This window comes from Sulfitobacter faviae, assembly GCF_029870955.1.
Lineage (GTDB): Bacteria > Pseudomonadota > Alphaproteobacteria > Rhodobacterales > Rhodobacteraceae > Sulfitobacter > Sulfitobacter faviae.
Window position 1 is genome coordinate 385,671 of record NZ_PGFQ01000001.1, and the last position, 14,146, is coordinate 399,816.

12 protein-coding genes and 2 pseudogenes are annotated in these 14,146 nt (G+C 65.5%); 5 read left to right on the forward strand and 9 right to left on the reverse strand.

The features are described from left to right. The first annotated feature begins 36 nt into the window (after positions 1-36). Complete coding sequence (locus tag CUR85_RS02035) at positions 37-783, forward strand: sulfotransferase family protein (protein ID WP_280322850.1); 747 nt, start codon at positions 37-39, stop codon at positions 781-783. 4 nt (positions 784-787) lie between these two features. Here the strand turns inward: CUR85_RS02035 and CUR85_RS02040 are convergent, their stop codons facing one another. Genes CUR85_RS02040 through CUR85_RS02050 form a run of 3 tightly spaced genes read right to left on the reverse strand, consistent with a single transcriptional unit; the run spans position 788 to position 3,680 of the window. After that, positions 788-1,792, reverse strand: coding sequence for a YcjF family protein (locus tag CUR85_RS02040; protein ID WP_067268031.1), 1,005 nt, complete (start codon positions 1,790-1,792; stop codon positions 788-790). Next, a complete protein-coding gene (locus tag CUR85_RS02045; protein WP_231886446.1) occupies positions 1,792-2,256 on the reverse strand; it encodes a GNAT family N-acetyltransferase in 465 nt (154 codons plus the stop codon). Before CUR85_RS02045 ends, CUR85_RS02040 begins: the two co-directional genes overlap by 1 nt. Then, entirely contained in the window at positions 2,253-3,680 is a 1,428-nt protein-coding gene (locus CUR85_RS02050) for a YcjX family GTP-binding protein (protein WP_067261215.1), read from the reverse strand. Before CUR85_RS02050 ends, CUR85_RS02045 begins: the two co-directional genes overlap by 4 nt. Positions 3,681-3,769: 89 nt before the next feature. Between CUR85_RS02050 and truA the strand changes: the two genes are divergently transcribed. Beyond that, positions 3,770-4,543, forward strand: a complete 774-nt coding sequence (gene truA / locus CUR85_RS02055; RefSeq protein WP_067261216.1) for a tRNA pseudouridine(38-40) synthase TruA — start codon at positions 3,770-3,772, stop codon at positions 4,541-4,543. A gap of 176 nt (positions 4,544-4,719) precedes the next feature. Here the strand turns inward: truA and gndA are convergent, their stop codons facing one another. Continuing rightward, on the reverse strand, positions 4,720-6,183 hold the full coding sequence (gene gndA / locus CUR85_RS02060) for an NADP-dependent phosphogluconate dehydrogenase (RefSeq protein ID WP_425520104.1): 1,464 nt from the start codon (positions 6,181-6,183) through the stop codon (positions 4,720-4,722). Positions 6,184-6,336: 153 nt separating this feature from the next. On the opposite strand from gndA, the gene CUR85_RS02065 reads away from it, so the two are divergent. Together CUR85_RS02065 and CUR85_RS02070 are read left to right on the forward strand one after the other, a co-directional pair. Then, on the forward strand, positions 6,337-6,765 hold the full coding sequence (locus CUR85_RS02065; protein ID WP_231886276.1) for an NUDIX hydrolase: 429 nt from the start codon (positions 6,337-6,339) through the stop codon (positions 6,763-6,765). A gap of 158 nt (positions 6,766-6,923) precedes the next feature. Next, a pseudogene (locus CUR85_RS02070) lies at positions 6,924-8,404 on the forward strand (inorganic phosphate transporter). Between the two features lie 19 nt (positions 8,405-8,423). On the opposite strand, the gene CUR85_RS02075 reads toward CUR85_RS02070, so the two are convergent. The 3 genes from CUR85_RS02075 to CUR85_RS02085 all read right to left on the reverse strand — a co-directional run bounded on the left by CUR85_RS02075 (position 8,424) and on the right by CUR85_RS02085 (position 11,609). Beyond that, complete coding sequence (locus CUR85_RS02075) at positions 8,424-9,458, reverse strand: 2-dehydropantoate 2-reductase (protein ID WP_067261452.1); 1,035 nt, start codon at positions 9,456-9,458, stop codon at positions 8,424-8,426. Further along, positions 9,455-10,360, reverse strand: coding sequence for an ornithine carbamoyltransferase (argF, locus tag CUR85_RS02080; protein ID WP_067261450.1), 906 nt, complete (start codon positions 10,358-10,360; stop codon positions 9,455-9,457). The genes CUR85_RS02075 and argF overlap by 4 nt, the downstream gene beginning before the upstream one ends. A gap of 73 nt (positions 10,361-10,433) precedes the next feature. Beyond that, positions 10,434-11,609: an aspartate aminotransferase family protein gene (locus CUR85_RS02085; protein WP_067261448.1), complete on the reverse strand. Its 1,176-nt coding sequence runs from the start codon at positions 11,607-11,609 to the stop codon at positions 10,434-10,436. A 362-nt stretch (positions 11,610-11,971) separates the two neighbouring features. Here CUR85_RS02085 and CUR85_RS02090 point away from each other — a divergent pair, with 362 nt between their 5' ends. Further along, positions 11,972-12,592, forward strand: a complete 621-nt coding sequence (locus CUR85_RS02090) for a GcrA family cell cycle regulator (RefSeq protein WP_067261447.1) — start codon at positions 11,972-11,974, stop codon at positions 12,590-12,592. 76 nt (positions 12,593-12,668) lie between these two features. Here the strand turns inward: CUR85_RS02090 and CUR85_RS02095 are convergent. Together CUR85_RS02095 and CUR85_RS02100 are read right to left on the reverse strand one after the other, a co-directional pair. Then, positions 12,669-13,474 (reverse strand): annotated as a pseudogene (locus CUR85_RS02095) (SseB family protein). Beyond that, positions 13,455-14,054, reverse strand: coding sequence for a uracil-DNA glycosylase family protein (locus CUR85_RS02100; protein WP_136720430.1), 600 nt, complete (start codon positions 14,052-14,054; stop codon positions 13,455-13,457). The pseudogene CUR85_RS02095 and the gene CUR85_RS02100 overlap by 20 nt, the downstream one beginning before the upstream one ends. Positions 14,055-14,146: the final 92 nt, after the last annotated feature.

Below are 14,146 nucleotides of genomic sequence, written 5' to 3' on the forward strand. Positions count from 1 at the left end.
CGTGATGCCCTCAGAAATCCCCCGCGCTACCTGTTCATCGGCGGGCTGCACCGCTCTGGCACCTCGCTGGTCAACCGCTTGGCCAATGCCCTGCCCGGCGCGGGCGGCATCACCGGATCGGCGGCGCCCGAGAATGAGGGGGCCTACCTGCAAGGGGCCATTCCCCATACGGCGCAATCCGGGCGGCCCATGCATTTCGCGACCAACCCTGAGGAACATCTGACCGAGGCGCATCCGCTCAACAGTTTGGAGACGAAGACCCGGCTGGCGCAGGACTGGGCGCCGTGGTTCGCCCCGGACCTGCACTGGCGGGTCGAGAAGTCGCCGGTGAACCTGACCCGCATGCGGCTGATGCAGCAACTCTTTCCCATGTCGCAATTCATCGTGGTCCTGCGCCACCCCGAGGCCGTCGCCGGCTCGGTCGCGTCATGGGTCGATGCCCCGGCGCAGGCGTTGATCGATCATTGGATCGCGGCGCAAGCCCAGATGCTGGATGACCTGCCCTATCTGCATGCGGTGATGGTTCTGCGCTACGAGGATATCGTCGCCGACGCCCCCCGCGCCCTGCGCCGGATCGCGCGTTTCGTCGACTTGCCTGAGGCGGCATTGCCCGAAGGCATCGCGGATGGAAACCAGACCTACGCCGGAGCTACGCAGATGACGAAGGCACAGGCGGCTGAGGCCGCGCGATGGGGCTATGCCCCCGGGTTGCAGGTCTCGCCTTGGCCCGGTCTGGTCCAGCACCCGCTGCGCGCCGTGCGCGAAGCGGTCGAGGCAGCCTGATCGGTCAGCCCTCGCCGAGCACCCCGGTCAGCGCGCGTTTAATGATGCCCCGCACCCCGGGGCGTTTTTCGCGGGCAAAGGGCAGCGGGCGGCAAACCTCGATCGCGGCCACGCCGACCCGCGCGGTCAGCGCCCCGTTCACCAGCCCCTCGCCGAAACGGCGGCTCAGCTTGGCGACGATGGACCCGCCCAAGAGCGGCTCGATCAGATCATCCCCCACGGCCACGGCGCCCGTCGCCACCAGATGCGACAGCACCGCGCGGGTCAGCCGCCACGAGCCGAAAAAGCCTGAGCGCCCGCCGTAGATTTCGGCGATGCATCGGATCATACGCAGGTTGCTGCTGAGGGCGGCGGCAACATCGGCCAGCGCCAGAGGCACCAGCGCGGTCACGGCGGCGACCTGCCGGGCTGCGGCCTCGACCTCGCGGGTGGCGGCACGGTCCAGCGGGGCCAGAACCTCGCTCTCAGCCAGCCCCAGAAGCGCTTCGGCATCGAATTGATCGCCCCGCAGCTCCGTCAGCCGGTCGCGGCCCCAGCGGGTATCCTCACGGTGTTTGTAAAGCGCCTCAAGCCGGTCCGTGACGCTGCGCGCGGCGGTCAGATCGCCCTGCGCCAGCGCTTCGCCCGCGTCATGGCGCAGCCCGTCGAGCCGCGCGAGCCGTCCAAAGGCCGCCATTTCGCGCAGCGACAGCAACAAGAGGACCAGCAGAAACGCCCCGATCAGCAACGTCATCGCCCAGCCCAGCAACGGGTAGCGCGCCATCAGGTCGGTGACGAAAGTCCAAGCCGCGATCGACACCAGCGCGGTGACCAATGCCCCCGCCAGCGCCCAGAACAGCCGTACCAAGCGCGACGGCTTGCGCGCGGCAAGCCGGGCGGCGATCTGCATCGCTTGGCCCTTGGGCGGTGGAGCCTCGACGTCCAACTCGGGCACGGCGGGCGCATCGGCGACCGAGGGCTGCGGCTTGGTGTCTTCCTCAAGGTCGAACAGGATCGGTCCGCGGGCCATTAGGCAGCCTCCCTTTGCCAGTGCAATGTCAAATCGGGCAGCCCTTCGTCATTGGCGCTGCCATCGCTGCGCGCGGTCTCGGCAAACCCGTGTTGGCGGTAGAAGGCGATAGCCCGCGCATTGGCCTGAAAGGTCCAGCAGGTCAGCGACTTATGCCGTGTCTTTAACGCGCCCAGAAGGGCCGAGCCGATGCCCTGCCCCCGGGCCGATTGCGCCACGAATAACGCGTCCAATGCGCCGCCCTCACAAGCCGCGAAACCGGCCACGCGGCCCTCCCGCTCGGCCACCGTGACCCAGCCCCGGGCGATCATCGCATCCGCATGGGCGATATCCTCGGCACCGGTATGAATGCGCGGCAACCAGGCTGTATCGCGGGCGAAATCGCTCATGATCCCGCCCACGGCGCCTGCGTCGAGAGGCTGCGCCGGGCGCAGGGTGGCGGGGCCTGTCACAACCGCGCTCAAAGCCGGTCCCCAATCAGGAATTCCGCCGCGCGGTCGAGCCGGATATGCGGCGGCCCATCGCCGGGCCGCAGGTCCAACACCGCAGGGGCAAAGCGCATGATCTGATAATCCGCCCCCAGCCATTCCTGCGCGCCCTGCCGCGCGGGGGTCAGCAGGTGCGCCGGATCTTCGGGCAGTTCACCGGGATAGAAGGCTGCCTGCCGCCCGCGCGTCTCATCCTCGTTCAAAAGCGTGCCGCGCACCACGTCGAGCGGCTCTCCCCCATGGGTCATCACGTCTTCGGTCGTGGCGCGCAGGCTGGCGATGGCCATGGCCCGCGTGCCCGCGCCCGCATATTGCGCCCGGTCCCGCGCCTCACGGATCAGCGCCTGCATGATCCCGCTCAGCCGGGGATGCTGGCTGTGGTGCAGATGGTCGGCCTTGGTCGCGGCAAAGAGGATTTTCTCGACCCGTTTGCCCCGCAGGAGGGTGGTCAGAAAGTTATTCGTTCCCGGCCGGAACGCGCCCAGAATATCGGCCATGGCGCCGCGCAGGTCTTCGACCGCCTGCGGCCCTTGGTGGATCGCGCCAAGGGCGTCAACCAGCACCACTTGCCGGTCGATCCGCGAAAAGTGATCGCGGAAGAAGGGCTGCACCACCTGTTTCTTATAGGCCTCGAACCGCCGCGCCATTTCGCGGATCAGCGATTTGCGCGGCGCGCCTTCCGATCCCGGCAGCGGCGCAAAGGTCAGCACCGGTGAGCCTGCAAGGTCACCGGGCAGCAGGAACCGCCCCGGCGTGCAATCGGAATAGCCATTGGCACGGGCGGTTTGCAGATAGTCGGCAAAGCTGTCGGCAAGCCTGCGGGCGGTGGTCTCCTCCAACTCGGCATGGGGATCGGTCTGCTCGGCCAGTGCGCGGTAGCCCGCCGCCTCTTCACGCGACGCAATGCGTTCAATGACCTGCGCCGACCATTCGGCGTAGGAGATATCCATCAACGCCAGATCCAGCAGCCATTCGCCGGGGTAATCCACGATATCCAGATGCAGGGTGCGCGGCCCTTGAAAGCCCGCCAGCAACCCATTGGGCCGCACCTTGAGCGAGAGCCGCAGTTCCGAAATCGCCCGCGTGCTCTCGGGCCAATGAGGCGTCTTCCCGGTCAGCGCGGCAAGGTGGGTCTCATACTCGAACCGGGGCACGGTATCGTCGGGCTGGGGCTGCAGAAACGCCGCCTCGATCCGCCCCTCAGAGGCCGCGAGCAGCCCCGGCATCCGCCCCCGGTCCAGCAGGTTGGCCACCAGCGAGGTGATGAAGACCGTCTTGCCCGAACGCGCAAGCCCCGTGACCCCAAGCCGGATCACCGGCTCGAAAAACGTCTCGCCCACCGTGTCGGTGACATTCTCAAACTGCCGCCAAATCCCGTCGGCAATGCCTGTGATACCCAAAGCTGCGCCCGTCCTTCTTTCTTTGGCCTCAACATAGGGCCGGCAGGCAGGGATTGCCAGAAGCGCCCGCCCGCGCTAAGGCCCCGGTCATGCCCAGATATGCCCTGAAAATCGAATACCACGGCGCGCCCTTCAACGGCTGGCAGCGTCAGGTTGACCAGCCCACGGTGCAAGGCGCAATCGAAGCCGCTTTGGCCAAGCTGGAACCCGGTGACCACACCATCGCCGCCGCCGGGCGCACCGATACCGGGGTGCATGGGCTGGCGCAGGTCGCGCATTGCGACATGGCCCGCGATTGGTCGCCCTTCCGGCTGGGCGAGGCGCTGAACTACCACCTTAAGCCGCAGCCCATCGCGATCACCGATTGCGTGCTGGCGCCCGAGGATTTTCACGCCCGCTTTTCGGCGCTTGAGCGGCGCTACCACTTCCGCATTCTCAGCCGCCGTGCCCCGGCGGTGCATCAAGCGGGGCTGGTCTGGCAGATCAAACACCGCCTAGATGTCGCGGCCATGCAGGCGGCGGCGGATATTTTGGTGGGCAAACATGATTTCACCACCTTCCGCTCGACCGTTTGTCAGGCGGAAAGCCCGGTGAAAACACTCGACCGGTTACAGGTCTCGCAGGTCGAGACCATGGTCGGGACGGAGTATCATTTCGACGTGCGCGCGCGGTCCTTCCTGCACAATCAGGTGCGCAGTTTCGTCGGTTCGCTGGAGCGGGTCGGCGCGGGGTCTTGGAGCGTGGCGGATATGGGTGCAGCACTTGCGGCGAAGGATCGGGCCGCCTGCGGGCCGGTCTGCCCGCCGCAGGGGTTATACTTGGCGCATGTGAGCTATCCGGTGGACCCGTTCGGCAAGGCGTGACGAGGACCATCGCCTGCCCGCGGGGTGGCGATGCTTCAGTCGGTTCATGCCACTTTATCGTGCAGCCTCGGGGCGCGTTGCCCAGAGGACACCGCCCTTGGCGAGTTCGCCTCCCCGACCGGGCGGGCAGGCGATGGTCCGGCGTCTTCAGCTTGATTCCGGACCTATAAGCCCTCTTACGGCAGAGGCGTCCACGTCCCGTGGAATTTACCCTCTTCGCTGATCCGCTCAAACCCATGCGCACCAAAGAAATCGCGCTGCGCTTGGATCATATTCGCCGTGCCCCGCGCCCGGCGCATGCTGTCATACCACGCCAGCGCCGCCGACAGCGCGGGCAGCGCGACACCGAGCAGAGCGCCCGCCGCCACCACCCGGCGCAACGCCGGAATGCTTTCTTCCAAGCGTTTGCGCATGGCGGGGGCGAGGATCAGATGCCCGCCGGGCAATTCGCCCCGGAAGGCATCGGCAAATTCGTCCAACAACGCCGAGCGGATGATGCAGCCTGCCCGCCAAATCTCAGAAATACGCGCCATGTCGAGCGACCAGTCAAACTCCTCCGACGCCGCCGACAGGATGCGAAAGCCCTGCGCGTGGCCGATGATCCGCCCCGCCAAAAGCGCCATCTCAAGATCCGCCACCTCGGGCAGCGGCGCGTCCTGCACGCCTTCGGGTAACAGCGGCTCGGCCATTTCGCGCACAGCCTTCTCGCTCGACCATCCGCGCGCGCCGACGGCGGCTTCGATGGTATTGGCCGATTGCCCCATCTTGAGCGCTTCGATCAAGGTCCAACGCCCGGTGCCCTTTTGCCCGGCCTGATCGCGGATCACATCGACCATCGGCGTCCCGGTCTGGGTGTCGACCGACAAAAGCGCCGCGGCCGAGACTTCGATCAGATAGGAGTTCAGCGGCCCTTTGCGCCAATCGGCAAAGAGGTTGCCAATTTCCACCGCGCCCTGCCCGCCGGCATCGCGCAGCAGGCCGTAGACTTCGGCGATCATCTGCATGTCGGCATATTCGATGCCGTTATGCACCGTTTTGACAAAATGCCCCGCCCCGTCGGGGCCGAGATGCGCCACGCAAGGCGTGCCCTCGAATTGCGCGGCAATCTTCTCGGCCATCGGTTTGAACTGGGTCCAAGAATGCGCGCTGCCGCCGACCATCATCGACGGACCATTGCGCGCCCCGGCCTCGCCACCCGACACGCCCATGCCGACGAAATGCAGCCCCGTGCCTTCGAGTTCGGCACTGCGGCGGCGGGTGTCGTGGAAATCGGCGTTGCCGCCGTCGATCAAAGTGTCGCCCTCATCCAGCAGCGGTTTGATCGCCTCGATCATCGCATCGACCGGCGCGCCGGAGGGGATCATGAAAAGAATGCTGCGCGGGCGGGCGATGGCGGCGACGAACTCCTCAAGCTGCTCAGCCCCGATCAGGCGCTCGGCCAGCGGTCCGGCCTCATCAAGGAACGGCGCGATCCAATCGGCCTCGCGGTTGCTCACCGCCACAGTAAATCCATTATCGGCCAAGTTCAGCGCCAGTGCCGAGCCCATGGTGCCCAGACCGTATACCCCGATATCGGCGCCTGCGCCCTGTGCCGCGCCCCGTCCGCCTGCGTGCCAGTTGCCATAACGATCATGCCTCATTTCTAGCCTGTCATACTGCCAAGCCCGCCCATCCGGCAGGCCGCAGTTTGATTTGCGTTCGGGAAGACTATATAATGTGCGGATAACAAGAAAAACACCCGACCGAGGCATAGTTCTGTAATGACACAAGTATTTAGACGCGCATGGGAGGATATGGTCCTTCCTATTTTTAAACGTCCCCGCCGTGTGCAGGTTGCCGCCCTGTGCTACCGCGACACCGAGGCGGGTAAAAAGGTCCTGCTGATCACCAGCCGCGACACGGGCCGCTGGATTTTGCCCAAGGGCTGGCCGATCGACGGGTTGGACGGCGCCGGAGCCGCCTTGCAAGAAGCATGGGAAGAGGCCGGGGTGACGAAAGCCGATATCGAATCCGATCCGATGGGTATTTTCGACTATGACAAGGGCCTCGGCGAAGGATTGACCGTGCCCGTGACCACACAGGTCTACCTCACCCGCGTGCGCGATCTGAGCGAGGAATACCCCGAAGCGGGCATGCGCAAACGCGCGTGGTTCACCCCGCAAGAGGCATCGGAACTCGTGGATGAGCCTGATCTTAAAGCAATCTTATCCGCCTTCCATTAAGCCCCTTCGGCACCGGGCCGCTGTCCGGTGCCATATCCCCCCTGCCCCATTGCCGCCCCTGCCCGTTTCGGGATGTTACAATTTTGTGACAGGGTGACTTGCGCCCTCGGTAGCCTTATGTCACCCCCCTGAACGTTAGGATCGGAGATCATACAGGAATGGCAACGGAACCGCAGGGCAGCCAGTGGAAGACACTGGACAAGGACCTCAACCGCATTTCGCAAGTCGAACTGGCCGCGACCTATGTCGCCCGCCCCCTCGTGGCGCCGGGCATCGCGCTGGCCTTTATCGTGGTGGCAGGTGCCGTTGCGGCGGTAATCTTCGGGCAACAGCCCTCCAGCTTTGTCGTGATCGCCGCGGCGGTCTTTGGCGCCTATATGGCGGTGAACATCGGCGCGAATGACGTGGCCAACAACATGGGCCCCGCCGTGGGGGCTAATGCGCTGACCATGGGCGGCGCCATCGTTATCGCGGCCTTGTGCGAATCCGCCGGGGCCTTGCTGGCGGGGGCGATGTCGTCTCGACCATTTCCAAGGGCATCATCGACCCGGCGAGTGTCGCGGACACGCGCATCTTCATATGGGCGATGATGGCGGCGCTGGTCTCCTCCGCGCTCTGGGTCAACCTTGCCACATGGGTCGGCGCGCCGGTCTCGACCACCCATTCGGTCGTCGGCGGGGTCATGGGCGCGGGGATCGCGGCAGCGGGCCTTGGCGCGGTGAACTGGAGCTCGATGAGCATGATCGCCGCAAGCTGGGTGATCTCGCCCGTATTGGGCGGCGCCGTAGCGGCGATGTTCTTGGCCTTTATCAAGGCGCGCATCCTCTACCAAGATGACAAGATCGCCGCTTCGCGCACTTGGGTGCCGGTGCTGGTGGGGCTAATGGCCGGGGTCTTTGCCGCCTATCTGGCGCTCAAGGGTCTCAAAAAGATCATCAGCATCGATATGCCGGTCGCCCTGATCATCGGGCTTGTAACCGGGCTGGTGGTCTATGCCATCTCCGCCCCGCTGATCCGGCGCGCCTCGGAAGGGATGGAGAACCGCAACCGCTCGGTCAAAACGCTCTTTGGCCTGCCGCTGGTCCTCTCTGCCGCGCTGCTCAGCTTTGCCCATGGGGCCAACGACGTGGCCAATGCGGTCGGCCCGCTGGCGGCAATCGTCCATGCGACCGAGTTCGGCGGTTTCGAGGATAAGGTGAGCATTCCCACATGGGTGATGATCATCGGGGCCTTCGGCATCTCCTTCGGTCTGTTCCTGTTCGGGCCGAAACTGATCCGCATGGTCGGCAGCCAGATCACCAAACTGAACCCGATGCGCGCCTATTGCGTGGCGCTTTCGGCGGCGATCACGGTGATCGTGGCAAGCTGGCTCGGCCTGCCTGTGTCCTCCACCCATATCGCTGTGGGCGGGGTCTTTGGCGTGGGCTTTTACCGTGAATGGCATATGGAGCGCCGCCTGCGCCGGATCGGGGCCAAGACCGGTGAGGTCAAGCGTATCGCCAAGGAAGAGCGCCGCCGCCGCAAGCTGGTGCGCCGCTCGCATTTCATGACCATCGTCGCGGCTTGGGTGATCACCGTGCCCGCAGCAGCGCTGCTCTCTGGCATCGTCTTTTGGGTGCTGAACGCCTTCGTAAACTAAGGTCAGGCGCGGGCGCGCCTCACCCCTCTTGCCGGTCCTGCCCTGCCGCCATTTCGGCCCGCAGGGCGGTGACCGGCAAATGCGGCAGCCCTTCATCCGCAAGCTCTGCCCAGCCCATCACCCGCAGCACCATATCCGTCACCGGCGTCGCGCGGCCAAGCGCCCTTGCGCGGCGCTGCACCTCGCCTTGGAGCGCGTCGATCTCGGTCGGGCGGCGGGCGGCGAGGTCTTGCGCCATGGAGGTCCGTGCCTGCGGGTCGATCTGCAACATGGTGGCGGCGACGCGGGTAAAAATCAGCGTCGGCAGGCGCAGGAGTGTCGGCACCAGCCGCGCCGGGATCGGCGTGGTCATGGCGGGGCGGATCTTGTCGGCGCGCAGGACCGCCAGCGCCTCGGCCCATTGATCGGCCATCAGACGCCGCCACGCCCGATCCTGCAACTGCGCTTGGAGCGGCAAGCCGCTCAGCGCATTCAGGGCGTTGTTGAGGTTCATCAGAAACTTGCCCCATTGCAGGGCGGTGATATCGGCGCGTTCCTCTACCTTCAGGTCCGGCAGCGAGAGGCGCGCGGCCAGATCAGCCGGGCCCGCCTCGATCACCAGATCGCCCGAGCTTGCCCGGTGATAGCAGCCCTGCCCCATGGCCACGACGTTGAACGGCACCAGCCCCGCGCGCAGATCATGCTGCGGCAGGTGCCGGGCCAAGGCCGCGCGGTTGCCCATGCCGTTTTGCAGGCTGATGACCTGCACGCCCGGCGCGCTGTGGTGGGCGATCAGCCGGGCCATGTCTTCGGTGTCGCGCGATTTGACCGTGACCAGCACGATATCGGCATCGCGCAGGCAGGTCTCATCCCCCGCAAGGTTCAGATCATCCGGCGAGAGGTAGCGCGCCATGCCGCCGAAATCCGTCAGGGTCAGCCCATGGGTGCGGATTTCGGCCTGAATGCGGGGCCGCGCCAGCAGGGTCACAGCATGGCCCGCCCCGGCCAGCAGCCCGCCGACAAAGCAGCCCACCGCCCCCGCGCCCGCAACAACGATGCGGGGGCCGTCGCTCATGCGCCCAGACACCAGCGCATGACGGCTTTCTGCGCGTGCAGACGGTTCTCGGCCTCGTCAAAGATCACCGAATGCGGCCCATCCATGACCGAGCTTGTCGCCTCGTCATCGCGGTGCGCGGGCAGGCAATGCATGAAAAGCGCATCCGGCTTCGCCAGCGCCATCAGCGCATCGTTCACCTGATAGCCGCGCAGCTGATTGTGCCGCCGCTCCCGCGCCGATTGCGGATCATGCATGCTGACCCAAGTGTCGGTGACCACCAGATCGGCGCCCTCCACGGCCTTCTGGGGGTCGCGCTCGGTGGTATAAAGCCCGTCGAGCGCGCGCTCGGGGTCGAGCGGCTCAGGCCCGGTGAAGACAAGATCGAAGTCGAACTGCTTGGCCGCATGGGCGAAACTGGCAAAGACGTTGTTGCCGTCGCCCGACCAGACCACCTTGCGCCCTTTGATCGGGCCGCGGTGTTCTTCAAAGGTCTGAATGTCGGCCATGATCTGACAGGGATGCGTGCGGTTGGTCAGCCCGTTGATCACCGGAACGGAGGCATATTCCGCCATCTCCAGCAGGGTCTGCTCCTCAAAAGTGCGGATCATGATCATATCGACATAGCGCGACAGCACGCGGGCGGTGTCGGCGATGGTCTCCCCATGGCCAAGCTGCATATCGGCGCCCGAAAGCACCATCGTCTGCCCGCCCATCTGACGCACGCCCACGTCGAAGGAGACACGCGTCCGGGTCGAGGGTTTCTCAAAAATCAGCGCGACCATGTGATCTTTCAACGGCTGGTCATCATCCGGCGCGCCGCGCGGGCGGCCATTGCGCGCGGCTTTCATGGCGGCGGCATTGTCGATGATCTGCCGCAGATCGGCGGGGTCGGTTTGGTGGATATCGAGGAAATGGTTCATCTGTCGTCTCTGTCTTGCGGGGTCCAAGGCCACGGCCTTGAAAGCCCGAGGAATGTTTTGGGGTGAATGGCGCTCAGGCCGGGGTCAGGTCACGCGCGATGGCGTCAAGGCGGGTCACCGCCTCGGCAATCTCATCGTCGGAAATGGTCAGCGGCGGCAGCAGGCGGATCACATTGTCGGCGGCGGGCACGGTGATCAGCTCATGGGCATAGCCCGAGGTGACCACATCGGCATTCGCCACTTTGCATTTCAGCCCCAGCATCAGCCCCGCGCCGCGCACCTCTTCAAAGACCTCCGGGTGCTCAGCAACCAGCCCTTCGAGACGTTGACGCAGCAGCCCCGCCTTGCGGCTCACCTCGGCCAGAAAGGCCGCGTCGGCCACCACATCCAGCACGGCGCAGCCCACGGCACAGCCCAGCGGGTTGCCACCATAGGTCGAGCCATGGGTGCCTGCGGTCATGCCCGAGGCCGCCTTTTCCGTGGCCAGCACCGCGCCCAGCGGAAAGCCCCCGCCGATGCCCTTGGCGACCATCATGATGTCGGGGGTGATCCCGGCCCATTCATGGGCAAAGAGCCGCCCGGTCCGGCCCACGCCGCATTGCACCTCATCGCAAATCAGCAAAAGCCCATGGGCGTCGCAAAGCGCGCGCATCTGTTGCAACTCGGCATCCGGCACGGCGCGGATACCGCCTTCGCCCTGTACCGGCTCAACCATGATGGCGGCGGTCTTGTCGGTGATGGCGGCCTCAAGTGCGGCGCTGTCGCCAAGGTTGAGATGCACGAAACCCGGCAGTTGCGGGCCGAAGCCTTTGGTCATCTTCTCAGACCCCGCCGCCGCGATCCCGGCGGAAGAGCGGCCGTGAAAGGCCCCGTTGAAGGCGATGATCTCGACCCGCTCGGGCTGGCCCGCCTCATAGAAATACTTGCGCGCCATCTTCACCGCCAATTCGCAGGCCTCGGTCCCCGAATTGCAAAAGAAGGCTGTGTCGGCAAAGGTCTCGGCCACCAGCCGGTCGGCCAGCGCCTCTTGCTGCGGAATGTGGTAGAGGTTCGAGGTATGCCACAGCGCCTGCGCCTGATCGGTCAGCGCCTTCACCAGCGCCGGATGCGCATGGCCAAGCGCATTTACCGCGATCCCCGCGCCCAGATCAAGAAAACGTCGCCCATCCGCCTCGATCAGCCAAGTGCCTTCGCCTTTGACGAAGGTCAAAGGAGCGCGATTATAGGTTGGCAGAACGGAAGGGATCATCTGTTTGTCCTTGAAAGAGGGCCGTGTCACGCCGGTAAAAGGGCATGGGGCTGGCGCAGGGTCAATGGGATTTGCTTGTTTTTGAAAGGATGCAGCACGCAGGCTGCGAGATCAGGTCATCACGCCGCCCCAAAGGGGGCACCATGTTATCGGACGAAGCGTCGTCGGATGGAATATGCGGCAGATTTGATCATGGCTCTTGCATAGCCGCCCTTCATCCCCCACGTAAAGCCCCAATCGCAGCGCCCCGTGCCCAGAGGGCATCGGCGCTTGCACCTGCGGCCCCAGAAGATAAAATGGGGGCCGATACACTGACAAAGCGGTCCGGGCTAGGGGGCCGCTTTTTAACTGGGGAACCCCGTATGTCCTGGACTGATGAGCGCGTAGAGACACTGAAAAAGATGTGGGGCGAAGGCCAGTCCGCCAGCCAGATCGCGAAGGAACTGGGTGGGGTGACGCGCAACGCCGTGATCGGCAAGGTGCACCGTCTGGGCCTGTCGAACCGCACCGCGGGCGCGCCTGCCGCCGCGGCGGCGGCGACTGCCAAGCCGGAACCCAAGGCCAAGCCCGCAGCCCCCAAGGCCGAGGCAAAGGCAAAGCCCGCCGCCAAAGCCGCGCCCGAGCCGGAGGCCGAAGCCGCCCCCGCGCCCGAAGCCGAAGAGCCCGCCGCAGCCCCGGCACCCAAGCCCAACCTGCCCGCGCGCAAGCAGATCATCCCCGCAGGCCAACCCCTGCCGCCGCAGCCGTCGGCGAATGAGATCAGCCCCGAGGCGCTTGCCAAGGTCAGCGAAGTTGAGAAGAAGGCCAAGAAGATCGGCCTGATGGAACTGACCGAACGCACCTGCAAATGGCCCGTGGGCGACCCGGCGACCGATGATTTCTGGTTCTGCGGCCTGCCCGTGCAGCAGGGCAAACCCTATTGCGAGGCCCATGTCGGCGTCGCCTTCCAACCGATGAGCGCCCGGCGCGACCGCCGCCGCTAAGACCGGCGGGATAAAATGAAAAAAGGCGGGCGGGCCTGAGTGCCCTGCCCGCCTTTTTCTTTGCCTCAGGTCAAGATCAGCGCAGCTTCGGCGGCTTCGCCGGATCGCTGCCCGGGGCCATCCGGGGCGTGTTCTGCAAAGGCTCCATCTGTGGCAGGTCAAACCGCAGGCCGACGCGGGCCAGCTTCTCGACCACCGCGTCATTGGGGCCGAAGAAGCCGACATCCATCGCCCCCGCCTCGATCCCCGAAAAGGTCAGCGCCTCGGACGCCGCGCGCACCAGCGCGTCTTGCGCGCGGGGATCGCGCCGACGAAGGCCAGCAGATGCCCGCGCCCGCCGCCGCTGTATTCGACACCGACAAGGAAGGCCCCTGCCGCCATGCCCGTGGCCGTGGCGAGCTTTGCGTCAATCGCGGCGATCAGCGTCTCAGGCAAGCCCTGCGGCGGGAACACACGGTCGATGCCCGCCTCCACCTCGCCCGGCGCATGGGCCAATGTGCTGCGCAGCCAGTCCATCGCCTCGGCAGGCAGCAGGATCTCGGACGGGGCCACGCCGATGTTCACCGCCATGCCCAAGGGCTGCCCCTCCAACATCGCGGCAATCGCACGCCCCGAGAGCGCCACATAAGGAGATGCCTCCCCCACATGGGCCGAGAGCCGCGCCGCGCGGTCGAAGACCATGACATAGCTGTCGTCAAGCAGCACCGGGCTGATCTGATCGCCCTGCGGCTCATCCTCAAGCAACATGAACAGCTCGACATCCGCGATACGCTCGTAAAAACGCAGCCGCGCCGCGTCGTCGTCAGGGGCGGAGGTCATCGCAGCATGGGCTTGGTCGAGCGGGGTCGGCTCGGTCTTGGGGTCAGTTTGGCGGTCGGTCATTCATCACCTCGGACACGGCGGCGCGCAGACGGGGCAAGACCTCTTCCGCGAACCAGGGATTCTTGTTCAACCATCCGGTATTGCGCCACGACGGATGAGGCAAGGCAAAGACCCCCGGTGGATGATCCCGCCAGCCCGCCACGGCCTCGGTCACATTGCGAAATCCGGGGAGGTGATATTTCATCGCATAGGCCCCAATCAACACCGTCAGCCGCAGATCGGGCAGCATCTCCAGCACCGGTTTGCGCCAAGTCTGCGCACAGATACGCGGCGGTGGCAGGTCGCTGCCCTTGGCGTCATAGCCCGGAAAGCAAAAGCCCATCGGCACGATGGCGACCCTGTCGCGGTCATAGAATGTCGCCTCATCTAGCCCCAGCCAGTCGCGCAGGCGGGTGCCGGACATATCCCAAAACGGCTTGCCCGCCTCATGCACCCGCTTGCCGGGCGCTTGGCTGGCGATCAGCAGCCGCGCGCCGGGTTTAAACCAGACGATGGGCCGCGGGCGATGCTGGGTGGCGGTCACGGCGAAACGCTCGGCACAAAGGCGGCAGGCCGCCAGATCATCTCGGATATCCTTCATGAGCAGGAGATAAGCGATAGGGCCAAAAGATAAAGGGCGGCGAGCCGTCACTTCGACAATTATCGAAATAAACCTTGCATCGCGCTGACGTT

Bases quoted from the DNA above. Each gene is read 5' to 3' on its own strand.
- CUR85_RS02085 (WP_067261448.1), bottom strand. From the start codon at position 11,609: ATGATCCCTTCCGTTCTGCCAACCTATAATCGCGCTCCTTTGACCTTC.
- CUR85_RS02040 (WP_067268031.1), bottom strand. From the start codon at position 1,792: ATGGCCCGCGGACCGATCCTGTTCGACCTTGAGGAAGACACCAAGCCG.
- argF (WP_067261450.1), bottom strand. From the start codon at position 10,360: ATGAACCATTTCCTCGATATCCACCAAACCGACCCCGCCGATCTGCGG.
- truA (WP_067261216.1), top strand. From the start codon at position 3,770: ATGCCCAGATATGCCCTGAAAATCGAATACCACGGCGCGCCCTTCAAC.
- CUR85_RS02075 (WP_067261452.1), bottom strand. From the start codon at position 9,458: ATGAGCGACGGCCCCCGCATCGTTGTTGCGGGCGCGGGGGCGGTGGGC.
- CUR85_RS02100 (WP_136720430.1), bottom strand. From the start codon at position 14,054: ATGAAGGATATCCGAGATGATCTGGCGGCCTGCCGCCTTTGTGCCGAG.
- CUR85_RS02090 (WP_067261447.1), top strand. From the start codon at position 11,972: ATGTCCTGGACTGATGAGCGCGTAGAGACACTGAAAAAGATGTGGGGC.
- gndA (WP_425520104.1), bottom strand. From the start codon at position 6,183: ATGAGGCATGATCGTTATGGCAACTGGCACGCAGGCGGACGGGGCGCG.
- CUR85_RS02065 (WP_231886276.1), top strand. From the start codon at position 6,337: ATGGTCCTTCCTATTTTTAAACGTCCCCGCCGTGTGCAGGTTGCCGCC.